The sequence below is a fragment of the Streptomyces sp. NPDC088762 genome, assembly GCF_044750905.1.
Lineage (GTDB): Bacteria > Actinomycetota > Actinomycetes > Streptomycetales > Streptomycetaceae > Streptomyces.
Map to the genome: position 1 here is coordinate 152,398 of NZ_JBIVKT010000017.1, position 23,631 is coordinate 176,028.

21 protein-coding genes, 5 tRNA genes and 1 pseudogene are annotated in these 23,631 nt (G+C 70.0%); 10 read left to right on the plus strand and 17 right to left on the minus strand.

What is annotated here, in order from left to right; all coding sequences use genetic code 11:
* Positions 1-42 precede the first annotated feature (42 nt).
* From ACIP5M_RS30000 to ACIP5M_RS30010, 3 genes are read right to left on the minus strand one after another with little or no spacing between them, the layout of a single operon-like run.
* Positions 43-1,200, minus strand: a complete 1,158-nt coding sequence (locus tag ACIP5M_RS30000; RefSeq protein WP_401202483.1) for a D-alanine--D-alanine ligase family protein — start codon at positions 1,198-1,200, stop codon at positions 43-45.
* Positions 1,201-1,239: 39 nt separating this feature from the next.
* Positions 1,240-2,250: an NAD(P)H-dependent glycerol-3-phosphate dehydrogenase gene (locus ACIP5M_RS30005; RefSeq protein ID WP_401202485.1), complete on the minus strand. Its 1,011-nt coding sequence runs from the start codon at positions 2,248-2,250 to the stop codon at positions 1,240-1,242.
* Positions 2,247-2,999 carry a lysophospholipid acyltransferase family protein gene (locus tag ACIP5M_RS30010; protein ID WP_401202487.1) on the minus strand — a complete coding sequence of 251 codons (753 nt, stop codon included), beginning with the start codon at positions 2,997-2,999 and terminating at the stop codon, positions 2,247-2,249. The genes ACIP5M_RS30005 and ACIP5M_RS30010 overlap by 4 nt, the downstream gene beginning before the upstream one ends.
* A gap of 166 nt (positions 3,000-3,165) precedes the next feature.
* On the opposite strand from ACIP5M_RS30010, the pseudogene cofC reads away from it, so the two are divergent.
* Positions 3,166-3,846 (plus strand): annotated as a pseudogene (cofC, locus tag ACIP5M_RS30015) (2-phospho-L-lactate guanylyltransferase); the annotation flags it as partial.
* A 318-nt stretch (positions 3,847-4,164) separates the two neighbouring features.
* On the opposite strand, the gene ACIP5M_RS30020 reads toward cofC, so the two are convergent.
* The 4 genes from ACIP5M_RS30020 to leuC form a co-directional block, all read right to left on the minus strand.
* The gene (locus ACIP5M_RS30020; protein ID WP_401202489.1) at positions 4,165-4,833 is read right to left on the minus strand and encodes an HU family DNA-binding protein; all 669 of its coding nucleotides are present in this window, start codon (positions 4,831-4,833) and stop codon (positions 4,165-4,167) included.
* A 145-nt stretch (positions 4,834-4,978) separates the two neighbouring features.
* Positions 4,979-5,206 carry a hypothetical protein gene (locus ACIP5M_RS30025; protein ID WP_401202491.1) on the minus strand — a complete coding sequence of 76 codons (228 nt, stop codon included), beginning with the start codon at positions 5,204-5,206 and terminating at the stop codon, positions 4,979-4,981.
* A 137-nt stretch (positions 5,207-5,343) separates the two neighbouring features.
* A complete protein-coding gene (gene leuD, locus ACIP5M_RS30030; protein WP_401202493.1) occupies positions 5,344-5,937 on the minus strand; it encodes a 3-isopropylmalate dehydratase small subunit in 594 nt (197 codons plus the stop codon).
* Positions 5,938-5,940: 3 nt separating this feature from the next.
* Positions 5,941-7,365: a 3-isopropylmalate dehydratase large subunit gene (gene leuC, locus ACIP5M_RS30035; protein WP_401202495.1), complete on the minus strand. Its 1,425-nt coding sequence runs from the start codon at positions 7,363-7,365 to the stop codon at positions 5,941-5,943.
* A gap of 185 nt (positions 7,366-7,550) precedes the next feature.
* Between leuC and ndgR the strand changes: the two genes are divergently transcribed.
* A complete protein-coding gene (gene ndgR, locus ACIP5M_RS30040; protein WP_007266782.1) occupies positions 7,551-8,267 on the plus strand; it encodes an IclR family transcriptional regulator NdgR in 717 nt (238 codons plus the stop codon).
* 196 nt (positions 8,268-8,463) lie between these two features.
* Here ndgR and ACIP5M_RS30045 read toward each other — a convergent pair.
* The 9 genes from ACIP5M_RS30045 to ACIP5M_RS30085 form a co-directional block, all read right to left on the minus strand.
* Positions 8,464-8,536: transfer RNA gene (locus ACIP5M_RS30045), tRNA-Glu, on the minus strand.
* Between the two features lie 27 nt (positions 8,537-8,563).
* Positions 8,564-8,635: transfer RNA gene (locus tag ACIP5M_RS30050), tRNA-Gln, on the minus strand.
* Positions 8,636-8,659: 24 nt separating this feature from the next.
* Positions 8,660-8,732, minus strand: a tRNA-Glu gene (locus ACIP5M_RS30055).
* A 61-nt stretch (positions 8,733-8,793) separates the two neighbouring features.
* Positions 8,794-8,866, minus strand: a tRNA-Glu gene (locus ACIP5M_RS30060).
* A 27-nt stretch (positions 8,867-8,893) separates the two neighbouring features.
* Positions 8,894-8,965 (minus strand) — tRNA-Gln (locus tag ACIP5M_RS30065).
* A 7-nt stretch (positions 8,966-8,972) separates the two neighbouring features.
* A complete protein-coding gene (locus ACIP5M_RS30070) occupies positions 8,973-9,779 on the minus strand; it encodes an HAD family hydrolase (protein ID WP_401202498.1) in 807 nt (268 codons plus the stop codon).
* Between the two features lie 119 nt (positions 9,780-9,898).
* Complete coding sequence (gltX, locus tag ACIP5M_RS30075) at positions 9,899-11,374, minus strand: glutamate--tRNA ligase (protein WP_401202500.1); 1,476 nt, start codon at positions 11,372-11,374, stop codon at positions 9,899-9,901.
* On the minus strand, positions 11,367-12,155 hold the full coding sequence (locus ACIP5M_RS30080; protein WP_401202502.1) for a fumarylacetoacetate hydrolase family protein: 789 nt from the start codon (positions 12,153-12,155) through the stop codon (positions 11,367-11,369). The genes gltX and ACIP5M_RS30080 overlap by 8 nt, the downstream gene beginning before the upstream one ends.
* 97 nt (positions 12,156-12,252) lie before the next feature.
* Entirely contained in the window at positions 12,253-12,444 is a 192-nt protein-coding gene (locus ACIP5M_RS30085; protein ID WP_401202504.1) for a hypothetical protein, read from the minus strand.
* A 566-nt stretch (positions 12,445-13,010) separates the two neighbouring features.
* Between ACIP5M_RS30085 and ACIP5M_RS30090 the strand changes: the two genes are divergently transcribed.
* From ACIP5M_RS30090 to ACIP5M_RS30125, 8 genes are all read left to right on the plus strand, one after another.
* Positions 13,011-16,649, plus strand: coding sequence for a nitrate- and nitrite sensing domain-containing protein (locus ACIP5M_RS30090; protein WP_401202506.1), 3,639 nt, complete (start codon positions 13,011-13,013; stop codon positions 16,647-16,649).
* Between the two features lie 9 nt (positions 16,650-16,658).
* Positions 16,659-17,072, plus strand: coding sequence for a roadblock/LC7 domain-containing protein (locus ACIP5M_RS30095; RefSeq protein ID WP_008739864.1), 414 nt, complete (start codon positions 16,659-16,661; stop codon positions 17,070-17,072).
* A 148-nt stretch (positions 17,073-17,220) separates the two neighbouring features.
* Positions 17,221-17,613 carry a DUF742 domain-containing protein gene (locus ACIP5M_RS30100; RefSeq protein ID WP_007266775.1) on the plus strand — a complete coding sequence of 131 codons (393 nt, stop codon included), beginning with the start codon at positions 17,221-17,223 and terminating at the stop codon, positions 17,611-17,613.
* Positions 17,594-18,184, plus strand: a complete 591-nt coding sequence (locus tag ACIP5M_RS30105) for a GTP-binding protein (RefSeq protein WP_401202508.1) — start codon at positions 17,594-17,596, stop codon at positions 18,182-18,184. The genes ACIP5M_RS30100 and ACIP5M_RS30105 overlap by 20 nt, the downstream gene beginning before the upstream one ends.
* A gap of 333 nt (positions 18,185-18,517) precedes the next feature.
* Complete coding sequence (locus tag ACIP5M_RS30110; protein ID WP_401202510.1) at positions 18,518-21,712, plus strand: nitrate- and nitrite sensing domain-containing protein; 3,195 nt, start codon at positions 18,518-18,520, stop codon at positions 21,710-21,712.
* Between the two features lie 10 nt (positions 21,713-21,722).
* A complete protein-coding gene (locus ACIP5M_RS30115; protein ID WP_030037347.1) occupies positions 21,723-22,136 on the plus strand; it encodes a roadblock/LC7 domain-containing protein in 414 nt (137 codons plus the stop codon).
* A gap of 93 nt (positions 22,137-22,229) precedes the next feature.
* Positions 22,230-22,787: a DUF742 domain-containing protein gene (locus ACIP5M_RS30120; RefSeq protein ID WP_401202512.1), complete on the plus strand. Its 558-nt coding sequence runs from the start codon at positions 22,230-22,232 to the stop codon at positions 22,785-22,787.
* Positions 22,768-23,349, plus strand: a complete 582-nt coding sequence (locus ACIP5M_RS30125; protein ID WP_037792108.1) for an ATP/GTP-binding protein — start codon at positions 22,768-22,770, stop codon at positions 23,347-23,349. Before ACIP5M_RS30120 ends, ACIP5M_RS30125 begins: the two co-directional genes overlap by 20 nt.
* Positions 23,350-23,499: 150 nt before the next feature.
* Here ACIP5M_RS30125 and ACIP5M_RS30130 read toward each other — a convergent pair.
* Positions 23,500-23,631, minus strand: a 132-nt coding sequence (locus ACIP5M_RS30130) for an acyl-CoA carboxylase subunit epsilon (RefSeq protein ID WP_401202532.1), incomplete at its 5' end; no start/stop codon positions are given.

Sequence of the window (23,631 nt, forward strand, 5' to 3'; positions counted from 1 at the left end):
ACGGGTCTCCCCCGTCCCCCGGACGGAGTCCGAGGGGGGAGGCTAGCGCAGCCCGGTGGAGCGGCGCAGGGCCGCCTGGATCAGGCGGTCCACCAGCTCCTGGTACTCGATGCCCGACTCCTGCCACATCCGCGGGTACATGGAGATCGGCGTGAACCCCGGCATCGTGTTGATCTCGTTGATGACGAAGGTGCCGTCCTCGGTGAGGAAGAAGTCGGCGCGCACCAGGCCCTCGCAGGACGCGGCCTCGAAGGCCTCGATCGCGAGCCGCTGCACCTCGGCGGTCTGCTCCGGGGTGAGCGGGGCGGGCACGATCCCGGAGGCCGAGTCGATGTACTTCGCCTCGAAGTCGTAGAAGTCGTGGCTGGAGACCGGCGGGATCTCGGCGGGGACGCTCGCGCGCGGGCCGTCTTCGAACTCAAGGACGCCGCACTCGATCTCCCGGCCGCGCAGCAGCGCCTCCACGATGATCTTCGGGTCGTGGCGCCGGGCCTCGCGGATCGCCGCGTCCAGGCCGGAGGCGTCGTCGACCTTGGTGATGCCGATGGAGGAGCCGGCCCGGGCGGGCTTGATGAACAGCGGCCAGCCGTGCTCGGCGGCGAAGTCCAGGATCCTGGCCTCGGCGGCGTCCCGGTCGGCTTCCCACTCGCGCGGGCGGATGGTCACGTACGGGCCGACGCGCAGCCCGAAGGAGGTGAACACCCGCTTCATGTAGTCCTTGTCCTGGCCGACGGCCGAGGCGAGGACGCCCGAGCCGACGTACGGGACGCCGGAGAGTTCCAGGAGGCCCTGGAGGGTGCCGTCCTCGCCGTACGGGCCGTGCAGCATCGGGAAGACGACGTCGACCTCGCCCAGCGCCTTGGGAATGGCGCCCGGCTCGGTGTAGACGACCTCGCGGCTGGCCGGGTCGACGGACAGCACGACGCTGCCCTCGTCGGAGTCCGCGAGCTCCTCGACGCTCGGGAGCTTGCGGTCGGCGATGGCCATCCGCGACGGCTCGTCGGCGGTCAGCGCCCACCGGCCGTCCGTGGTGATGCCGATGGGCAGCACCTCGTACTTGGAGCGGTCGATGGAGCGCAGGACCGCGCCCGCCGTGACGACCGAGATGGCGTGTTCCGAGCTGCGGCCGCCGAACACGACGGCCACGCGGGGCTTGCGGCCCTGCTGCTCAGGGGTCTGGGGGAGGTTCTCGCTGCTCATATCGCCACGAGAGTACCCGCTCGCGCGTGCGGAAAGGAGTCAGCGACGTTCCGGTTTGGCGCTGCGTCCCATCAGCTCCTTGAGGGCGACCAGGGTCGGCTTGCCGTGGTGGACGATGTCCACCACCGTGTCCGTGATCGGCATGTCGATCCCGTACCGGCTGGCCAGATCGGCCACGGACTGGCAGGACTTGACCCCCTCGGCGGTCTGCCGGGTGACCGCGATGGTCTCCTCCAGGGTCATCCCCCGGCCGAGGTTGGTGCCGAACGTGTGGTTCCGGGAGAGCGGCGAGGAGCAGGTGGCGACCAGGTCCCCGAGGCCCGCGAGGCCGGAGAAGGTGAGCGGGTCGGCGCCCATCGCCACGCCCAGGCGGGTCGCTTCGGCGAGGCCGCGGGTGATGAGGGAGCCCTTGGTGTTGTCGCCCAGGCCCATGCCGTCCGCGATGCCGACGGCGAGGCCGATGACGTTCTTGACGGCGCCGCCGAGCTCGCAGCCGATGACGTCGGTGCTGGTGTACGGGCGGAAGTACGGGGTGTGGCAGGCGGCCTGGAGGCGCCGGGCCACGGCCTCGTCCACGCAGGCGACGACGGAGGCGGCGGGCTGCCGGGCGGCGATCTCGGGGGCCAGGTTCGGGCCGGTGACGACCGCGATCCGCTCGGCGGGGACCTTGGCCACCTCCTCGATGACCTCGCTCATCCGCTTGGCCGTGCCGAGTTCGATGCCCTTCATGAGGGACACGAGCACGGTGTCGGGGGCGAGCAGCGGCGCCCAGGCGGCGAGGTTCCCGCGCAGGGTCTGCGAGGGGATGGCGAGGACGGTGAAGTCGGCGCCCGCCGCGGCCCGTGCGGGATCGGTGGTGGCGCGGATGTTGGCCGGGAGTTCGACGTCCGGGAAGTAGTCCGGGTTGGTCCGGCCGGTGTTGATGGCGTCCACCAGCTCCTGGCGGCGGCCCCACAGGGTCACCTCGCAGCCGGCGTCGGCGAGGACGATGGCGAAGGCCGTGCCCCACGAGCCGGTTCCGAAGACGGTCGCCTTCACGGGACGTGTCACTTCTTGCCCTCCCCTGCGGCCTTGCGCCGCTGTTCCGCCCTGGCCTTGCGATGGTCGTACGGCTGCTCGGGGGCGGTTTCCCCCCGCACTTCCTCCAGCAGCCCGGTGATGGCGGCCATGATGACCTCGGTGACCTCCTTGAGCACGTCCGGGGTGGGTTCCCGGTCGTAGTACGCGGAGAGGTCCACGGGCGGTCCGGCGAGCACCTGGAGGGTCTTGCGCGGGAAGAGCCGGACCTTGTTCTCCTTGGCGTAGGGCGGCATCGCGAGGTTCGCGCCCCACTGGGCCACCGGAATGACGGGGGCCTTGGTGATCAGCGCGACGCGGGCGGCGCCGGTCTTGCCGGCCATCGGCCACATGTCGGGGTCGCGGGTGAGGGTGCCTTCCGGATAGAAGGCCACGCATTCTCCGCGGTCGATCGCGTCCACCGCGGCCCGGAAGGCGTCCAGGGCGTTGGTGCTCTCCCGGTAGACCGGGATCTGCCCGGAACCGCGCAGGATCGCGCCGACCACGGGCACCTTGAAGAGGGCGGCCTTCGCCAGCAATCGGGGCACCCGGCCGGTGTTGTACTGGAAGTGCGCGTAGGAGAGCGGGTCCAGATACGAGTTGTGGTTGACGGCGGTGATAAAGCCGCCCTCGGCCGGAATGTGCTCCATTCCCCGCCAGTCCCGCTTGAAGAGCACTACCAGCGGCGGTTTTGCGATGACCGCCGCCAGGCGGTACCAGAAGCCGATTCTGCGGCGGGACACTCGGACACCTTCCTCTAGGACCGGGGGGCGGCTCGGGCACCTCGTCGGCCGGACAAGTGTCGCCCCGGGCCCGGTCTCTGTCGAGAACACCGTACGCCCCGCTCAGGACACCGGACCCCCGGGTTGCCCGGGCGGAGGTGACAATGGGCCGACACATGACCCGGCCATGACCCGGCCATGGTCCGCGAAGGTGCCGGAGCGCACCGGGGGGAAGGGATCCGTCACGAACGCCGTCTGGAGTCTGGTGGTCCCGCTGAAGCCCCTGGCGACGGCCAAGAGCCGTCTCGCGGCGGCCGTGGGCGCGTCCCGGCCGGGCCTCGCGCTCGCTTTCGCCCAGGACACCGTGGCGGGGGCGCTGGCCTGCGCGGCGGTCGCGGATGTGGTGGTCGTCACGGACGACTCCCGGGCGCGGACGGAACTGGCCCGGCTCGGCGCGCGGATCGTCCCGGACTCCCCGGCGGCCGGGCTCAACGCGGCGCTGGCCCACGGTGCGCGGGCGATACGCGCGGGGCGGCCGGGGGCGGCCGTGGCCGCGATGAACGCGGATCTCCCGGCACTGCGGCCGCCGGAATTGCTACGCGTGCTCGAAACCGCCTCCGCATTTCCCCGGGCATTTCTGGCTGATGCGGCCGGAATCGGGACGACCTTGCTTTCCGCGGCGCCCGAGATGGAATTGGCACCCGCGTTCGGCGGCTCGTCGCGGGCCCGGCATTCCGCGTCGGGGGCGGTGGAAATCGCGCTGGCGGGTGTCGACAGCGTCCGCCGGGACGTGGACACGGCGGAGGATCTGCGGACGGCGCTCGCCCTCGGCGTGGGGCGTCACACGGCCCGATACAGTGCCGGTATGCAGGCGACCGCGTACACGTACGACTCCCAGACCCGCAGCGGCAGTGTGCTGCTGGACGACGGCACCCCGGTGCCCTTCGAGGCCGCGGCGTTCGACGCGGGCGGCCTGCGGCTGCTGCGGCCCGGGCAGCGGGTGCGGATCGAGACGGACGGCGAGGGCCCGTCCCTGCGGATCACCCTGGTCACGCTGCAGACGTTCTGACCTGCGCGGCCGCGCACCGGCACACGCGCCTGCACACCCGTATCACCTGCGAAAACGCACCGCGGGCCGACTCCCCCCACGAAGGGGAAACCGGCCCGGCGTGTGTGACTCGTGCCCCTACTTCTTGCGGGCGGTGGTCTTCTTCGCGGTGGCCTTGCGCGTCGCCGTCTTCTTGGCGGGTGCGGTCGTCTTCGCCGTGGCCTTCTTGGCCGCCGGAGCGGTCTTCTTGGCGGTGGCGGTGGTCTTCTTGGCCGCCGGCGTCGTCTTCTTGGTGGTGGCCGTGGTCTTCTTCGCCGTGGCCGTCGTCTTCTTCGCGGTGGGCGTGGCCTTCTTCGCGGTGGCGGTGGTCTTCTTGGCGGTGGTCTTCTTTGCGACCGCGCTCTTTGCCGCCGCCTTCTTGGCGGTGGTGGCCTTCTTCGCGGCGGCCTTCTTGACCGTCGCGGAGGCGCCGCCGGTGAGGCTGCCCTTGGGCGCCTTCTTCACCGAGACCTCGCCACCCTTGGGGAGCTTCTTGGTGCCGCTGACCAGGTCCTTGAACCCCTGGCCCGCGCGGAATCGGGGCACCGAGGTCTTCTTGACCCGGACGCGTTCTCCGGTCTGCGGGTTGCGGGCGTAACGAGCCGGACGGTCGACCTTCTCGAACGAGCCGAAGCCCGTGACCGAGACCCGGTCGCCCGCGACGGTAGCGCGGACGATCGCGTCCAGTACCGCGTCGACAGCATCCGCGGCCTGCTGGCGGCCGCCCAGCTTGTCGGCAATCGCTTCTACGAGCTGCGCCTTGTTCAACGTCTTCCCCTTCGGAGACTTCGCCAGAACGAATGTGTTCAAGCTTATTTCGCACGTTAGGCGGATATATACCGCAAATCAAACACGAAACGGGCTAATCACCCTAGTGCCGCAACGCGGTAGGCCGTTACGGAGTTCCTTCGCATCAGTCGCCTTCAGGGAATCGACCCTCGTCGAGGTCCTTCATCAACCTGTCCAGGCGCCTTGCCGCATCGGCGAGATCGTGCTTCGCCGCGGCCGTGACGACCAACAGCTTCCGGGACAGCGCCATCCTTACCGCCTCCGGGACTTGCAGTGAGCGCACCCGTGTGTGTGCTTCTTTCAGCCGGTCCGCGACGAGTTCGTAGAGCTCAAGTTGACTGTCGCGTTCCATGCACAGATTGTGCCATCTGGGGCGAGTTGTCGCCTCACAGGGCCTCAACACACGACTGTGCCCCCTGCCGGAAGGCGGGGGGCACAGTGTTGTCGCGGTGATCACCCAGGGGCCGATAAGCCCTGATCAGGCTGGAATCAGGCCTGAATCGTACGCGGCTTGAAGGCCGGCCGGGCGCTTTCGTACGAGGCGATGTCCGCTTCGTTCTGAAGGGTGAGGGAGATGTCGTCCAGACCCTCCAGCAGACGCCAGCGGGCGTTGTCGTCGAGCTCGAACTCGGCCTCGACGCCTTCCGCTCGCACCTGGCGGGCGACCAGGTCGACCGTGATCTCGGCGGTCGGGTCGGCCTCGGTCAGCTCCCACAGCCGGTCGACGGTCTCCTGCGGCAGGACGACGGTCAGCAGGCCGTTCTTCAGCGAGTTCCCGCGGAAGATGTCGGCGAAGCGGGAGGAGATGACCGTCTTGAACCCGAAGTTCTGCAGGGCCCAGACGGCGTGCTCACGCGAGGAACCGGTGCCGAAGTCGGGGCCGGCCACCAGCACGGTCGCGCCGGCGCGCTCCGGACGGTTGGTGATGAACTCCGGGTCCTTGCGCCAGGCCTCGAAGAGCCCGTCCTCGAACCCGTCACGGGTGATCTTCTTCAGCCAGTGGGCCGGGATGATCTGGTCGGTGTCGACGTTGCTGCGGCGCAGCGGGACGGCCCGGCCGGTGTGGGTGGTGAAGGCTTCCATGGTTCAGACTCCGGCGGTCGCGTGGGCGTCGGACAGGTCGGCGGGCGAGGCCAGATGGCCCAGCACCGCGGTGGCGGCGGCCACCTGCGGGGAGACCAGGTGGGTGCGCCCGCCCTTGCCCTGGCGGCCCTCGAAGTTGCGGTTGGAGGTGGACGCGGAGCGCTCACCGGGCGCCAGTTGGTCGGGGTTCATGCCCAGACACATCGAGCAGCCCGCGTGCCGCCACTCGGCTCCGGCCTCCTTGAAGACCTTGTCCAGGCCTTCTTCCACGGCCTGCAGGGCGACCCGGACCGAACCGGGGACGACCAGCATCCGTACGCCGTCGGCGACTTTGCGGCCCCCGATGATCCCGGCGACGGCACGCAGGTCCTCGATGCGGCCGTTGGTGCAGGAACCTACGAAGACGGTGTCGACCTTGATCTCGCGCAGCGGCTGCCCGGCGGTCAACCCCATGTACTCCAGGGCCTTTTCGGCGGCCAGGCGCTCCGAAGCGTCCTCGTACGAAGCCGGGTCGGGGACGTTGGCCGACAGCGGCGCGCCCTGGCCCGGGTTGGTGCCCCAGGTGACGAACGGGGACAGCGCGGCGCCGTCGATGACGACCTCGGCGTCGAAGACCGCGTCCTCGTCGGTGCGCAGCGTCTTCCAGTACGCGACCGCCGCGTCCCAGTCCTCGCCCCTGGGGGCGTGGTCGCGGCCCTCCAGGTAGTCGAAGGTGGTCTGGTCGGGGGCGATCATGCCCGCGCGGGCGCCGGCCTCGATCGACATGTTGCAGATGGTCATGCGGGCTTCCATCGACAGCTTCTCGATGGCCTCGCCGCGGTACTCCAGGATGTAGCCCTGGCCGCCGCCGGTGCCGATCTTGGCGATGATCGCCAGGATCAGGTCCTTCGCGGTGACGCCCTCGGCCAGCTCGCCGGTGACGGTGATCGCCATCGTCTTCGGGCGGGCCAGCGGCAGGGTCTGGGTGGCCAGCACGTGCTCGACCTGGCTGGTGCCGATGCCGAAGGCCAGCGCGCCGAAGGCGCCGTGGGTGGAGGTGTGGGAGTCACCGCAGACCACCGTGGTGCCGGGCTGGGTCAGACCCAGCTGCGGTCCCACGACGTGGACGACGCCCTGCTCGACATCGCCCAGCGAGTGCAGGCGTACGCCGAACTCGGCGCAGTTCTTGCGCAGCGTCTCCAGCTGGGCCCGGGAGACCGGGTCCGCGATCGGCTTGTCGATGTCGATGGTGGGGGTGTTGTGGTCCTCGGTCGCGATGGTGAGGTCGAGGCGTCGGACCTTGCGGCCGGCCTGGCGCAGGCCCTCGAAGGCCTGCGGGCTGGTCACCTCGTGCAGCAGGTGAAGATCAATGAAGAGGAGGTCGGGCTCACCTTCGGCGCGCCGGACGACATGGTCGTCCCAGACCTTCTCCGCGAGTGTCCTACCCATCGCTTTCCCTCCGGCCGGCCGGTTGTGCCGGCGCTTTATAGAGATCTTGTGCGCCTGGATCGCCCGTACCCCACGCTCCGGACGACGGCTCGGACCCAGTGGTTCGTGGACCCGCACATACAGACTCGCTTGTTCTTGGAAAAATTGAACTTGCGTTTCACAGTGTGAGACGTGAATATCGTTTCATGGACAACTCTAGCGGCGTCGGCGTTCTCGACAAGGCAGCTCTGGTACTGAGCGCACTGGAGTCCGGTCCGGCCACCCTCGCCGGGCTGGTCGCGGCGACAGGGCTCGCACGACCCACGGCACATCGCCTTGCCGTGGCACTGGAACACCACCGGATGGTGGCGAGGGACATGCAGGGCCGGTTCATCCTCGGTCCGCGGCTGGCGGAGCTCGCCGCCGCGGCCGGCGAGGACCGCCTGCTGGCCACGGCGGGACCTGTACTCACGCACCTCCGGGACGTGACGGGCGAGAGCGCGCAGCTCTACCGCCGTCAGGGAGACATGCGCATCTGCGTGGCGGCCGCGGAACGGCTCTCGGGCCTCCGGGACACCGTGCCCGTGGGCTCCACGCTCCCCATGAAGGCGGGCTCGGCCGCGCAGATCCTGATGGCCTGGGAGGAGCCGGAGCGGCTTCACCGCGGTCTGCAGGGCGCGCGTTTCACGGCGACGGCGCTCTCGGGCGTACGGCGCCGCGGCTGGGCGCAGTCGATCGGCGAGCGGGAGCCCGGCGTGGCCTCCGTCTCGGCGCCGGTGCGCGGGCCGTCGAACCGTGTGGTGGCCTCCGTGTCGGTCTCCGGGCCGATCGAGCGGCTGACCCGCCACCCGGGCCGGATGCACGCGCAGGCCGTCATAGACGCGGCCGCCCGACTCACGGAGGCCCTGCGCCGCTCCGGCTGATCCCCTCCCGGCCGCAGCACCTCTCCTCCCCTCACTCCCCCGGGCCCGGGGGCGCGTACGACGCCGCACACGTCCGAACGCGCGCCTCCGGGCCCGTACTTATGCCCGGAAGCCCGCGGAGCGGGAACGGCGCGAGGCAGGCGCAAGACAACGAAAGAGGCCCTCCGCGATGAACGCGGAGGGCCTCTCCCTTACGTACCCCCGACCGGATTCGAACCGGCGCTACCGCCTTGAGAGGGCGGCGTGCTAGGCCGCTACACAACGGGGGCGAGCCTTGCAGCTTTCACTGCACTGCGCTGGGCTACCAGGACTCGAACCTAGAACAAAGGAACCAGAAACCTTCGTGTTGCCAATTACACCATAGCCCAAAGTGGTCTATACCAGACCAACAGTACCCCCGACCGGATTCGAACCGGCGCTACCGCCTTGAGAGGGCGGCGTGCTAGGCCGCTACACAACGGGGGCCCTAGCGATCCTGCATCAAGACGTACGGGAGCTACCCAGGACACCTCACGGGAAGGATCTGTACCCCCGACCGGATTCGAACCGGCGCTACCGCCTTGAGAGGGCGGCGTGCTAGGCCGCTACACAACGGGGGCAAAGCACTGCGTTACTGCTGCACTGCGCTGGGGTACCAGGACTCGAACCTAGAATAAGGGAACCAGAAACCCTCGTGTTGCCAATTACACTATACCCCACTGAAAGTCAAGCCCTTGCTGGGTCTTTCTTTCGAGTGGCGCCTCCGTCCGGCCTTTCGGCCCGCTCGGGCGGCGCAGAAAGAACATTACCGGATGCCTGACCATGCTCCAAAACGGGTATCGCGGCCAGCAGCTCCGGCAGGTGTTCGAGCCCGGCGATCCGGTGCACGCCGTCGGGGCCGGCGCCGCGTTCGCCGTCGCGGTCGAGCCAGACGGCCAGCAGCCCGGCGTCCCGGGCGCCGCGCGCGTCGATCTCCGGCTGGTCCCCCACGTAGGCCACGTCGGCCGGCGGCAGCCCCAGTGCCTCACAGGCGGCGAGGAAGGCCCTGGCCTCGGGCTTGCTCACGCCGAGCTCGACGGCGCAGATCAGCACCTCGAAGCGGTCCCGCAGGCCCAGGTCGCGCAGCTTGGGGTCCTGGTTGACGAGGGAGGAGTTGGAGAGCACCCCGTGCCGGTAGCCGGCGGCGAGGGCGTCGAGGGCGGGCACCACGTCGGGGAAGACCGTCCACGCGGACTTGTAGTGGGCGACGTACTGGTCGAACCAGCCGTCGGCCTCGCCGTCGGTCATCCAGGGCTGCTCCAGGAACTCCCGCACCCGCTCGCGCCGCTGCCCCTGGAAGGTGCCCTCGCCCCCGGCGAAGCGTTCCCAGTGCCGGTCGGTGATCCGCCGCCACAGGGCGAGCGCCTCGGCGGGGGTCCCGTACCGCCCTGCAATGCCCTCGGCCTCCAGCTGTCGCGACAGCCCGATGGCATCGGCCCCCGTGTAGTCGAAGAGGGTGTCGTCGATGTCCCACAGGACCGCTCGGATCGGCATACGCCGAGCCTATGCCCGGGAGGTCGCGCGCGGAGGGCCTTTCCAGGCCTTGGGGTGCCCGTGGGACGCCGAAGGGGCGGCGGCCGGTGTCGGCTGCCGCCCCTTCGGGGACGTACGGGTCAGGCGGCGAGCTTGGCCAGCGCCGCGTCGATGCGGGCCAGGGAGCGGTCCTTGCCGAGGATCTGCAGCGACTCGAAGAGCGGCAGGCCGACGGTGCGGCCGGTGACGGCCACGCGGACGGGGGCCTGCGCCTTGCCGAGCTTGAGGCCGTGGGCCTCGCCGGCGGTCAGGACGGCCTGCTTGAGGGACTCCGGGTCCGACCAGTCGGCCGACTCCAGGTTGGCGCGGGCCGTGGTCAGCAGGGCCGCGGGCTCGCCCTTCATGGCCTTGTCCCACGAGGCCTGGTCCTCGACCGGCTCCTTCAGGAACAGGAAGTCGACGTTGGCCGTGATGTCCGACAGGACGGTCACCCGGGTCTGGGCGTACGGCGCGATGGCCGCCCACGCCTCGGCGTCGAAGTCCTCGGGCGCCCAGTTGGCGTGCGGAGCCTGCAGCCACGGCGTGCAGGCGTCGGCGAACGCCTTCGGGTCCAGCAGGCGGATGTGGTCCGCGTTGATGGCCTCGGCCTTCTTGAGGTCGAAGCGCGCCGGGTTGGCGTTCACGCCGTCGATGTCGAACTTCGAGACCATCTCCTCGATGGAGAAGACGTCCTGGTCCTTGGAGAAGGACCAGCCGAGGAGCGACAGGTAGTTCAGCAGGCCCTCGGGGAGGAAGCCGCGCTCGCGGTACAGGTTGAGCGAGGACTCGGGGTCGCGCTTGGAGAGCTTCTTGTTGCCCTCGCCCATCACGTACGGCAGGTGGCCGAACTGCGGCACGCCGGTGGCGATGCCGAGCTCCATGAGCGCCTTGTACAGGGCGATCTGGCGCGGGGTGGAGGACAGCAGGTCCTCGCCGCGCAGCACGTGCGTGATCTGCATCAGCGCGTCGTCGACCGGGTTGACGAGCGTGTACAGCGGGGCGCCGTTGGCCCGCAGGATGCCGAAGTCCGGCACGTTCTCCGGGGTGAAGGTCAGCTCGCCGCGGACCAGGTCGGTGAAGGTGATCGGCTCGTCGGGCATCCGGAAGCGGACGATCGAGGCGCGGTGCTCGCCCTGGTAGGCCTCCAGCTGCGCCGGGGACAGGTCGCGGCAGTGGCCGTCGTAACCGGAGGGCTTGCCGGCCGCGCGGGCGGCGGCGCGGCGCGCGTCCAGCTCCTCGGTCGTGCAGTAGCAGTCGTACGCGTAGCCGCCGTCGCGCAGGCGCTGGGCGACGTCGGCGTAGATGTCCATGCGCTGCGACTGGCGGTACGGGGCGTGCGGACCGCCCACCTCGGGACCCTCGTCCCAGGTGAAGCCGAGCCAGCGCAGCGAGTCGAGCAGCTGCTCGTACGACTCCTCGGAGTCGCGGGCCGCGTCGGTGTCCTCGATGCGGAAGACGAACGTACCGCCGTGGTGGCGGGCGAACGCCCAGTTGAAGAGGGCGGTCCGGACCAGGCCCACGTGGGGGTTGCCGGTCGGGGAGGGACAGAAACGTACGCGGACGTTCGCGTTAGCCACGCTTGATCACCTTGTTGGTGAGAGTGCCGATGCCTTCGATGGTGACGGCGACCTCGTCGCCGACGTTGAGGGGGCCGACTCCGGCCGGGGTCCCCGTGAGGATGACGTCGCCCGGGAGCAGCGTCATGGCCTCGGTGATGTGGACGATCAGGTCCTCGATGGAGCGGACCATGTCGCTGGTGCGGCCGAGCTGGCGCTGTTCGCCGTTGACCGTGCACTGGATGGTCAGGTCGCCCGGGTCGAGGTCGGTCTCGATCCAGGGGCCGAGGGGGCAGGAGCTGTCGAAGCCCTTGGCGCGGGCCCACTGCTTCTCGCGCTGCTGGACGTCGCGCGCGGTCACGTCGTTGGCGCAGGTGTAGCCGAGGATGACGTCCTTCACGCGCTCGCGCGGGACCTCGCGGCACATGCGGCCGATGACCACGGCGAGTTCCGCCTCGTGGTGGAGGTCCTGGGAGAAGGAGGGGTACGTGATCGGGTCGCCCGGGCCGACCACCGAGGTGGAGGGCTTGAAGAAGGTGATGGGGGCCTCGGGGACCGTGTTGCCGAGCTCCGCCGCGTGCTCCGCGTAGTTGCGGCCGATGGCCACGACCTTGTTGGGGAGCACGGGCGGCAGCAGCCGGACCTTGCTCAGCGGGACCTTCGTACCGGAGAGCTCGAAATCAGCGAAGGGAATGCCCTTGATGATGTCGAGGACGAGCTCCCCTTCGGCGCCGGGGGCGGCGTCGCCCTCGACCGCGCCGAACGCGACGTTTCCGTCGATCGAGAACCTGGCGATGCGCACGTGTTGCGTCTGCCCCTCTTGTATTTCCGCTGCTGGAGTCTGCGGGCTCCAGGCTAACGCGGCGGGCAGGGGCGCTCGGCGCTCTCTTGCGCGAGGACTACTGCGCGGCGGCGGCGACCGGCGCGTCCATCAGGATCGTGCGGCGCGGGTTCGCGGTCTGGGTCGGCAGCTCGACGGCGTGCTCCGGGGTGGCCGGGGCCGCCTGCAGCTCCTCGGCGTCCTTGAGGTGCGCGAGGGTGGTGCGGCGGGGGTTGGCTATGTTGCGGAACATCGGCGACGTCGTCTTCATCGGAGTTTCGGGCCCTCGGCTCGGAGTGTGAACGGTGCGGTCGGTGCATGCGCCAACCCTTGAAGAGGCAAGGCTAAACATCTGAATCCCCCGCCGAACCAGGAAGTAATGGCCACGGCTATGTGAGTTTGCTCACCCGTCACCCGGCATTACCGGCATAACGGACAGTCAATTGTGGCCAACAAAACGGACATTGCGCCACTGAATAAGCCATTCCGCTGCTGATCATCTCGACTGGGACACCTTGCCAGCCATTGCGTTTGGAGGGTGTAAGTCCGGTTTACCCCGGAATCCGTCCCACATGGCGTAGCGCGCCTGTCACATGCCGTCACCGACTCTCCGGGCCGACGCTCGCACCTTGTTGGAGATCCTCCACTGTGCTGGAATTCGCGGGACCGCCGCGGGAACAGCCGGCGCGCAGGTGGCGCGAGACAGCGCCGAGAGCGGCGGCACGAGAGGGAGACGCGCCGGTCACCGACGACCACCATGGGGCCGTTAGTGCCCTACGACTCGACACCGTCCCACCGGCCACCGGCGGGACGCCTGGTCCAGAGGTTGCGACGCTAGTGCAGGGACGATTCAAGAGGGACAGCGCTGCGGCGGAGCAGGAGCCGCGCGGCGGGACCGACCGTGGCTCCTCGCCCCAGCACGCCCAGAACCGCGGGCCGGCTGTCGACGGCGCAGGCCCCGACTCCTCCGCCACGGTGAAGGCGAAGGGCCGGGGCAAGTCCGCCAAGGGCAAGGCCAAGGCCAAGCCGCAAACCGGTTCGGTGGAGCAGGACGTGGCGATACCGAAGGCCCCCAGTGGGCCCGGTTCCCGTCTCGCCATGCAGAACTGGCGCATCAGCACGCGTCTGGTGTCGCTGCTGACCCTGCCGGTCGTGGCCGCCACCACCCTCGGTGGCTTCCGTATCAACGACTCGCTCAACGACATCGCCCAGCTGGAGCACATGCAGCTGCTGACGACGATGACCCGGCAGGCCACCACCCTGGCCGCCGCGCTCCAGGAGGAGCGCGACAAGTCCGCGGGTCCGCTGTCCGCCGCGGCCGCCGCCAAGACGGTGAACCCGCAGAACAGCACCGTCGCCGGCGTCCGCGAGACGACCGACTCCGCCGCCAAGGCCTTCGCCGCCGCGACCGACAAGGTCGACAACACGGAGGACAAGGACGAGACGCTCAAGTCGATCCGCAACAACGTCCTGCAGATCGGCCGCCAGCTCACCAACCTCGAGGAAATCCGCAAGAAGGCGTACGCGAACGGCGCCCAGCAGACCGTCACCGAGTACAACTCGCTGATCGTCTCGCTGCTCTCGCTCTCCGCGGACATGGCCCAGGCCACCTCCAACCCGGAGATGATCAAGCGGACGCGCGCCCTGGCGGCCTTCTCCGCCTCCAAGGAGTACGCCTCCGTCCAGCGTGCGATCATCGCCGCCTCGCTCCCCGACAACGCCGAGAAGCAGGGCTCCCTCAAGGAGAACGACCGCCTCTACGCGCTCTCCGCCCTCAAGGGCGAGCAGCAGTCGAAGAAGACCTTCGAGCTCGTCTACCAGGGCCACTCCGAGGAGCTCCTCTCCTCGCTCGGCGACGGCAACCCGGAGATCGGCCGCGCCGACCACTACGCGCGCCGTGTGCTGGCCACCGACGGGCAGTTCGCCAAGGAGGCGACGTACCGGTCGTGGATGGACTGGTACGACGCCGACGACACCAAGCTCCAGGCGATGAAGAAGATCGAGCTCAGCCTGCTCCAGGAAATGGAGAGCAAGGCCCGCGAGCTCAAGAACGAGTCGCAGCAGGACGCCATCATCAACGGTGCCCTGATCCTCCTCGTCCTCGGTGTCTCCCTCGTCGGTGCCTTCGTCATGGCCCGGTCCATGATCCGGTCGCTGCGCCGCCTGCAGGACACCGCGACCCGCGTCGCCCAGGACCGGCTGCCCGAGCTCGTCAAGCAGCTGTCCGAGTCCGACCCGCAGGACGTGGACACGTCCGTGGAGTCCGTCGGCCTGCACACCCGCGACGAGATCGGCCAGGTGGCCGCGGCCTTCGACGACGTGCACCGCGAGGCCGTCCGCCTCGCCGCCGAGCAGGCCCTCCTCCGGGGCAACGTCAACGCGATGTTCACCAACCTCTCGCGCCGTTCGCAGGGCCTCATCCAGCGCCAGCTCTCGCTCATCTCCGAGCTGGAGTCGCGCGAGGCCGACCCGGACCAGCTCTCCTCCCTCTTCAAGCTCGACCACCTCGCGACCCGCATGCGCCGCAACGGCGAAAACCTCCTCGTCCTCGCGGGCGAGGAGCCGGGCCGCCGGTGGACCCGCCCCGTCCCGCTCGTCGACGTGCTCCGCGCCGCCGCGTCCGAGGTGGAGCAGTACGAGCGCGTCGAGCTGGCCTCGGTGCCCGGCACCGACGTCGCCGGCCGCGTCGTCAACGACCTCGTGCACGTGCTCGCCGAGCTGCTGGAGAACGCCACCTCGTTCTCCTCCCCGCAGACCAAGGTCAAGGTCACCGGTCACGCACTGCCCGACGGGCGCGTGCTCGTCGAGATCCACGACACGGGTATCGGCCTCTCCCCCGAGGACCTCGCCGCGATCAACGAGCGGCTCGCGTCGCCGCCGACCGTGGACGTCTCCGTCTCCCGCCGCATGGGTCTGTTCGTGGTCGGCCGCCTGTCCCTGCGACACGGCATCCGCATCCAGCTGCGCCCCTCCGACTCGGGCGGTACGACGGCCCTCGTCATGCTGCCGGTGGACGTCGCCCAGGGCGGCAAGAAGCCGGCCCCGATGCCGGGTGCCTCCGGCGCTCCGCAGGGCGGTCCCGGTGGTGCTCCGGGCAACGGCGGTCTCTCCAAGCAGGCTTCGGTCCCCGGTGCGGGCGCGCGTCCGCCCATGGGCGCGGGCCCGCAGCGCGGCCAGGTCGCCGGTGGCGGTCAGCGTGCCGCCCTGCCGGGCCGCGACGGTGCCGGTGCAGGTGCCGGACAGCGTCCGCAGGGCCCGCAGAATCCGCAGGGCCCCCAGGGTGGCCGGCCGCAGCCGGGTCCGACGACCGCGGGTCAGGGCCAGGGCGCCTTCGGCGGCGGTGCGCCGTCGGCAGGCCGCGGTCCGCAGGCCCGTCCGGTGCCCGCGCCGTCCGCTTCCGGGCAGGGCGGCTTCCCGCAGGGCAACGGCTTCGAGCGTCCCCAGCAGCCGCCGCAGGCTCCGCAGCAGCAGCCGGCCGCTCCCGCGGCTCCGGCTCCGCGCGGCCCCCGGCCGCAGCTGCCGCCGCGCGGTGGCGCGCCGCGTGCCGAGCTTCCGGGACCTCAGACCACCAGCTGGGCCGCCGACCAGGCCCGCGGCCACGACGAGCTCTCGGGCCCCGGCTCGACGGCGGAGTTCCCCCGCCCGGACTTCAACGCCCCGATGCCCCAGGCGAACGGCGGCAACAGCACGACCGGCCAGTTCGAGCGTCCGGACGTACGCGGTCCCCTGGACCCGTCCGCCACCGGCCAGTTCGAGCGTCCGGCCGGCTACCAGCCGACCGGTCAGCCGCAGCGGCCCGGCGGCCCCGGTGTCGGCGGCTTCGACCAGCGGCCCCAGGCCCCGCAGCAGCAGCCCCAGGCCCAGCAGCCGGGTGGCTACGCCCCCGCGGCGCCCCAGCGTCCGGAGGCCTCGCGGCTGCCGCAGGCCGCCCGGCCCGAGGCGCTGCCCGCGGCGGGCGGCGCCGGCGACGGCCGCAGCCCGATCTTCGACACGCTGGAGTCGAACTGGTTCCGCGAGGAGGGCCAGCAGCCCCCCGCGCAGGGACCGGCGGTGCCCCAGCAGCCGCAGCAGTCCGCTCCGACGGGCCCGGCTCCGCAGCAGCCCCTGCCGCAGCGCGGCCAGGAGCACGCGGCCGAGCCCGCCACCGCGGCGACCGGCGCCATGCCGACCGTCAGCTGGCGGTCCTCGCCGAACGACGAGCTGATGCGGCAGGCCGAGCGCGTGCGCCAGCCCGCCGCCGGCGGCATCACGACCTCGGGCCTGCCCAAGCGGGTCCCGCGGGCGAACCTCGTGGCCGGCACCGCGCAGCAGCAGGCCGACGCGCAGCCCGGTCCGCAGGTCTCGCGTGCGCCGGACGACGTCCGGGGTCGCCTGACCAACCTCCGACGCGGTATCCAGCAGGGCCGTCAAGCCGGGAACAGCGGCCCGGCGACCGGCAGTTACCACATCGACCCCACTTACCAGCAGGAGCGATAGTTGAGTTCGATGAGCCAGGCGGCACAGAACCTGAACTGGTTGATCACCAACTTCGTGGACAACACCCCCGGGGTGTCCCACACGGTGGTGGTCTCCGCCGACGGACTCCTTCTGGCGATGTCGGAAGGTTTCCCCCGTGACCGCGCGGACCAGCTGGCGGCCGTGGCCTCCGGTCTGACCTCGCTGACCGCCGGAGCCTCCCGTATCTTCGAGGGTGGCGCCGTCAACCAGACCGTGGTCGAGATGGACCGGGGTTTCCTCTTCCTCATGTCCGTCTCCGACGGGTCCTCGCTGGCCGTCCTGGCGCACCCCGAGTGCGACATCGGCCTCGTGGGCTACGAGATGGCCCTCCTCGTGGACCGTGCCGGCAGCGTCCTCACCCCGGACCTGCGCGCGGAACTCCAGGGAAGCCTGCTCATCTGACTTTCCCCTCCCGGCCGGCCGGTACTGCCGGCCGGGATACCGGGGCCCGCCCCGGAACCCAGTACCCCCGACAGGCCGTCATACCGTCCCCCCACCGGCCGCCCTGTCAGACGGCACGCTGACCACTGCTGTCCAGCCCGGAGGATCAATGACCCCGCCCCCCGCCTACCCCGATGCGTACGGAGATTCGTACTCGGAAGGCGACCAGCCGCTGGTGCGTCCGTACGCGATGACCGGCGGCCGGACCCGACCGCGCTACCAGCTCGCCATCGAGGCCCTGGTCAGCACCACTGCCGATCCGATGCACCTTTCCGGCCTGCTCCCGGAGCACCAGCGCATCTGCACCCTGTGCCGTGAGGTCAAGTCGGTCGCGGAGGTCTCCGCACTGCTGTCGATGCCGCTCGGTGTCGCCCGGATCCTCGTCGCCGACCTGGCGGAGGCCGGAATGGTGGCCATCCACCAGCCGGGCAATGGAGAGGCCGGCGGCACGCCGGACGTGACGCTGCTCGAAAGGGTGCTCAGTGGACTTCGCAAGCTCTAACGGCGGTTCTGTCGGCGCGCCGCGCTCCACCACCTCCGCGAAGATCGTGGTGGCGGGCGGCTTCGGCGTGGGCAAGACCACGTTCGTGGGAGCCGTGTCCGAGATCAACCCGCTGCGCACCGAAGCCGTCATGACCAGCGCCTCCGCCGGAATCGACGACCTCACGCACACCGGTGACAAGACGACCACCACGGTCGCCATGGACTTCGGCCGCATCACCCTGGACCAGGACCTGATCCTGTACCTCTTCGGTACCCCGGGCCAGGACCGCTTCTGGTTCATGTGGGACGACCTGGTCCGCGGCGCCATCGGCGCGATCGTGCTGGTCGACACGCGCCGGCTGGCCGACTGCTTCCCGGCCGTCGACTACTTCGAAAACAGTGGCCTGCCCTTCGTCGTGGCTCTCAACGGTTTCGAGGGGCACCAGCCGTACACCCCGGAGGAAGTCCGCGAGGCCCTGCAGATCGGCCCGGACGCCCCCATCATCACCACGGACGCCCGCCACCGGGCGGACGCCAAGAGCGCACTCATCACGCTCGTCGAGCACGCCCTCATGGCCCGACTCAAGTAACACGACTCGGGTGACGCGACTCAAGTGGCGCCACCCTAGTAACACCGGTTCTTCACAATGTGAGAGGGCGGGCTGTGTCCTACGACACGGCCCGCCCTGCTCGTTCATAACGTTTCGACAGAGAATTGGAGGCAGTTGGACACAGGGTGCGTTTGGCCGGTGCCGCTGCGCTCACAAGTGGCCCCGTTTTTGCCGCAGCTCGCTCTTTATGTCCGATTTATCTGGCGCATAAGGCTCTGGGAAGGGCCGATTTCAACTGTTTGGAACACGGCCGTTAACCGTGCTGGAATTCAACGAACTAGCTAGTAGCACCGCCGGAAGGTTGTTGGTCGAGTGAGGCGAAGCAACGCAAGCCCCGCGGATGAACCCGCGCGCGGCAACTTCACCCCGCCGCCGCGAGCGGCCGCGTCGCCCGTCGACGTGCCCGTGGAACCGCCCGCGAGCAGGGGGAGCACCAGCAGGTTCTCCCCCCGCAACTGGCGCGTGCCGACGCGTCTGAACGCCATCCTGCTCGTGCCGGCCCTCGTCGGGCTGGTCATGGGCGGTTTCCAGGTGAAGGGCTCCATCGACACCTGGAACGAGGCCAAGGACGCCGAGAAGATAGCCAGGGTCGTCCAGGCGGCCTCCGAGTACAGCCAGGCGCTGCTCAACGAGCGTGACCTCAGCGCCGAGCCGCTGCTGACCGGTCAGGCCAACAGCGACGTCGTCGCCAAGGTCCGCGAGAACACCGACGCGGCCAAGGTGAAGTTCGACAAGGCCGTCGAGAACCTCCCGACGAACCAGGGCATGGAGCGCCGTCTGGAGCTCTTCCGCGCGGAGGAGCCCAAGCTCCAGGACGTGCGCAAGAGCGCCTACCTGGCCGCGGCCGAGAGCCCGAAGAAGAACCTCCCCACCTCCTTCGGTCCCATCCCGACCGAAGAGGGCTATGTGCTGGTCCAGCACTACCTCATGCAGTTCTCCAACGAGCTGGGCCTCGGCACCGGCAACGTGACCTCGTACGGCCGCATGGTCTACGCGGTCGAGCTGGCCAAGGCGGCGAACTCGCTCCAGCGCTCCGTCGGCACCCACCTGCTGGTCCGCCCGAGCACCGACGAGAACATCCGCAAGGCCCAGCTGGTCGCCTTCTCCTCGTACGCCTACCTCGAGGAAATCGCCATCGGCGAGTACGTCGCGGCGGGCACCGAGGACGACGTGACCCACCTCAAGCAGGTCATGCAGAGGAAGTCCGACGAGGGTGCCGCCAAGCTGGCCGAGGCCAAGGCCAAGGCCGAGCAGGCGGGTGTGCGCTTCGTGCCCCCGCCGGTGGGCGCCAACAAGTCGGTCCTGACAGGCATGACCGAGGCGATAGCCAGCGGCCAGGACAAGACCAAGCTGGCCGCCTCGGGTACGACCCCCATGGCCTGGCAGGCCGCCGCCACCGCGAAGTTCGACGCCTACGACGAGATCGAGAAGGATCTCCTCGACAAGGCCGTCGAGGACGCCGTCGCGGTCTCCGACGACGCGCGCACCGACGCCATCACCAACGGCGCCATCGTGGTCGTCTCCCTGCTCGCCGCCTTCATCCTCGCGGGCCTGATGGCCCGCCAGATGGGCCGCGCGATGCGCCGCCTGCGCGGTGCCGCCTTCGACATCGCCGAGCAGCGCCTGCCGATGCTCGTCGACCAGCTCTCGCGCACCGACCCGGGCAAGGTGGACACCCGCGTCCACCCGATCCCGATCGACTCCCAGGACGAGATCGGCGAGGTCGCCCGCGCCTTCGACCAGGTCCACCGGGAAGCGGTCCGGCTCGCCGCCGAGCAGGCGCTCCTGCGAGGGAACGTCAACGCGATCTTCACGAACCTCTCGATGCGCAACCAGTCGCTGATCGAGGGCCAGCTGACCCTCATCACCGACCTGGAGAACAACGAGGCGGACCCGGACCAGCTGGAGAACCTCTTCCGCCTGGACCACCTGGCCACCCGTATGCGCCGCAACGGCGAGAACCTCCTCATCCTCGCGGGTGAGGAGCCGGGCCGCCGCTGGGACCAGCCGGTCCCCCTCGTGGACGTCCTGCGCGCCGCCTCCTCCGAGGTGGAGCAGTACGAGCGCATCGAGCTGTCGGGCGTCTCCGACGCGGAGATCCACGGCCAGGCCGTGACCGACCTCGTGCACCTGCTCGCCGAGCTGCTGGAGAACGCCACCACGTTCTCCTCGCCGCAGACCAAGGTCCGCGTCAACGCCACGCGTCTGCCCGACGGCCGCGTGATGGTCGAGATCCACGACAAGGGCATCGGCCTCACCGCCGAGGACTTCGCGGACATCAACCACAAGCTGGCCAACCCGCCGACCGTGGACGCCGCGATCTCGCAGCGCATGGGTCTGTTCGTGGTCGGCCGGCTGGCGGACCGCCACAACATCCGCGTCCAGCTGCGCCCCTCGGGCGAGGCTGCGGGCACCACCTCGCTCGTCATGCTCCCCGACGCCATCACCCACGGTGGCGGTGGCGAGGGCATTCCGGAGGACGACTTCACCGTCTCCCAGATCATTCCGGAGCAGAAGGCCCAGCAGGCCGCGCCGCTGCGCACGGCCGCCGAGCTCGGTTTCGACGACTCCCGCTACGATCAGCCGAGCGGCGATCCCCGCGACCTCGACCCGGTCGGGCGCTCCCTCGTACGCGAGGAGCGACGTGCCGCGCTGGAGGCCCAGGTCGGCTACGGGCAGGATCAGCAGGGTTACGCCGACCAGGCCGAGCAGCACTATCCGGAACCTCAGCCGGAGCACGGCTACCAGCCGTACCAGGGTTACGAGCAGCAGCCCGAGCAGGGCTATGACGCCTCGTACGAGGCCCAGCAGCCGCAGCAGGGCTACGACGCGTACCCGCAGCAGGGTTACTCCTATCCGGAAGCCGGGTACGAGGAACAGCAGCAGGACGCCCAGTCCTACGACGGTGGCTACGAAGCCCAGTCGGAGCAGGCAGACTGGCCCCGGCAGAACACCTACCCCACGGCCTACCAGCAGGATTACGGGACCGAATCGGAACCCCCTGCCGGTCCCGAACGGGCCCAGGACCGCGTAGGCTTCGACCGTCCGGGCGCCGCTGCCGACACCGGTCACGAGGTGACCGGAGCGGGCCTGCCGCGCCGCGGCAGCCAGCAGCAGTGGCAGCCGGCAAAGCAGGAAGCGGAGTCCAACGGATCCCTCTTCGAGCAGCGGCCGCAGCGTCAGCAGCAGCCCGCCGCCCCGGAGCGGGCCCCGGAGGGGAAGGAAGCCGGCACGGCCTGGCGTTCGGGCAACGACGAGCGCTGGCAGCAGGCCGCCAAACTCCGTGAGCCGAAGGCGGGCGGGGTCACCCCGTCCGGTCTCCCTCGGCGGGTGCCCAAGGCCAACCTGGTCGAGGGTGCTGCGGAGACGACCCCGCAGGGCGGCCCCCAGGTCTCCCGCGCCCCGGAGGACGTCCGCGGCAGGTTGAGCAACCTGCGGCGGGGTGTCCAGCAGGGACGCAGCGCGGGTTCCGAGCAGTCAAGTAACAGCTATGACCAGGAGCGTTAGTGTGAGCCCGATGAGCCAGGCGGCACAGAACCTGAACTGGTTGATCACCAACTTCGTGGACAACACCCCCGGGGTGTCCCACACGGTGGTGGTCTCCGCCGACGGCCTTCTTCTGGCGATGTCCGACGGATTCCCGCGTGACCGCGCCGATCAGCTGGCGGCCGTGGCCTCCGGTCTGACCTCGCTGACCGCCGGAGCCTCCCGCATCTTCGAGGGTGGCGCCGTCAACCAGACCGTGGTCGAGATGGACCGGGGATTCCTTTTCCTCATGTCCGTCTCGGACGGATCTTCCCTCGCGGTGCTCGCGCACCCCGAGTGCGACATCGGCCTCGTGGGCTACGAGATGGCTCTTCTGGTGGATCGCGCGGGCAGTGTCCTCACCCCGGACCTGCGCGCCGAACTGCAGGGCAGTCTTCTCAACTAGCAGACAGGCAGTGCGTTTCGCGTCATCGCACCATAGGGTGCGGTGGCGCGGTTCCACAGGGAGTACTGCGTTCTTGGAGTCGGAGGAGGAAACGTGACAACACCCGGAGGTCATCCTTATGGCGGCGCTCAGCAGCCGCAGGGTGGGCACGACCAGAACCGATTCAACTTCCCTTCCGCTCCCAGCCGGCCCGTGCCGGAGCACAACCCGTACCAGCAGCAGCCGTACGGGCAGCCTCAGCCGCCCCAGCAGCCGCAGGTGCCTCAGCAGCAGCCTCCGCGTGCCACGCGGCAGCCGGCTCCGAAGGCCCACAACCCGCTGGTGCGTCCGTACGCGATGACCGGCGGCCGTACCCGGCCGCGCTACCAGCTCGCCATCGAGGCGCTGGTCAGTACCACGGCGGATCCCGCACGGCTGCAAGGGCAGTTGCCCGAGCACCAGCGCATCTGCCGCCTGTGCCAGGAGATCAAATCCGTCGCGGAGATCTCGGCACTTCTCTCCATTCCTCTTGGTGTCGCCCGGATCCTCGTCGCCGACCTGGCGGAGGCCGGCCTTGTCGCCATTCACCAGCCCGGCGGCGATGAGTCTGCCGGCGGCCAGCCAGATGTGACACTGCTCGAAAGGGTGCTCAGTGGACTTCGCAAGCTCTAACGGCGGAGCGGCTCGCTCCACCACCTCCGCGAAGATCGTGGTGGCGGGCGGCTTCGGCGTGGGCAAGACCACGTTCGTCGGCGCGGTCTCCGAGATCAACCCGCTGCGCACCGAAGCCGTCATGACCAGCGCCTCCGCCGGAATCGACGACCTCACCCACACCGGTGACAAGACGACCACCACGGTCGCCATGGACTTCGGCCGCATCACCCTGGACCAGGACCTGATCCTGTACCTCTTCGGTACCCCGGGACAGGACCGCTTCTGGTTCATGTGGGACGACCTCGTCCGCGGCGCCATCGGCGCCGTCGTCCTCGTGGACACGCGCCGCCTCGCCGACTGCTTCCCCGCCGTCGACTACTTCGAGAACAGCGGCCTGCCGTTCGTCATCGCCCTCAACGGCTTCGACGGGCACCAGCCGTACACCCCCGAGGAAGTCCGCGAGGCCCTGCAGATCGGCCCGGACGCCCCCATCATCACCACGGACGCCCGCCACCGCGCGGACGCCAAGAGCGCGCTCATCACGCTCGTCGAGCACGCCCTCATGGCGCGCCTGCGGTAGTTCGAGCGCCCACCGCTTCACAGCGCATCCGAAAGGCCCCCGTGTCGTCGACACGGGGGCCTTCGCGCGCGTACGGGTACACGGTCGCGGCCCCACACGCGGAAGGCCCCGCACCCTTGGGGGGTGCGGGGCCTTCTGAGGCTCTGGGACTCAGCCCTGCCAGCTGTGGGGGGCGCGGAAGCCGGGGGTGCGTTCCAGGCGGCGCCAGCCGGCCTGGGAGCGGGTGGCGGGGACCGGGGTGGGGGTGGTGGCGGCGCGGGCGAGGAGGATCGCGGTGATCGC

Coding starts and splice junctions, on each gene's coding strand:
- ACIP5M_RS30095 (WP_008739864.1), top strand. CDS start 16,659: ATGAGCCAGGCGGCACAGAACCTGAACTGGTTGATCACCAACTTCGTG.
- leuC (WP_401202495.1), bottom strand. CDS start 7,365: ATGGGTAGGACACTCGCGGAGAAGGTCTGGGACGACCATGTCGTCCGG.
- ACIP5M_RS30100 (WP_007266775.1), top strand. CDS start 17,221: ATGACCCCGCCCCCCGCCTACCCCGATGCGTACGGAGATTCGTACTCG.
- ACIP5M_RS30070 (WP_401202498.1), bottom strand. CDS start 9,779: ATGCCGATCCGAGCGGTCCTGTGGGACATCGACGACACCCTCTTCGAC.
- ACIP5M_RS30000 (WP_401202483.1), bottom strand. CDS start 1,200: ATGAGCAGCGAGAACCTCCCCCAGACCCCTGAGCAGCAGGGCCGCAAG.
- leuD (WP_401202493.1), bottom strand. CDS start 5,937: ATGGAAGCCTTCACCACCCACACCGGCCGGGCCGTCCCGCTGCGCCGC.
- ACIP5M_RS30085 (WP_401202504.1), bottom strand. CDS start 12,444: ATGAAGACGACGTCGCCGATGTTCCGCAACATAGCCAACCCCCGCCGC.
- ACIP5M_RS30115 (WP_030037347.1), top strand. CDS start 21,723: ATGAGCCAGGCGGCACAGAACCTGAACTGGTTGATCACCAACTTCGTG.
- ACIP5M_RS30025 (WP_401202491.1), bottom strand. CDS start 5,206: ATGGAACGCGACAGTCAACTTGAGCTCTACGAACTCGTCGCGGACCGG.
- ndgR (WP_007266782.1), top strand. CDS start 7,551: ATGGACAACTCTAGCGGCGTCGGCGTTCTCGACAAGGCAGCTCTGGTA.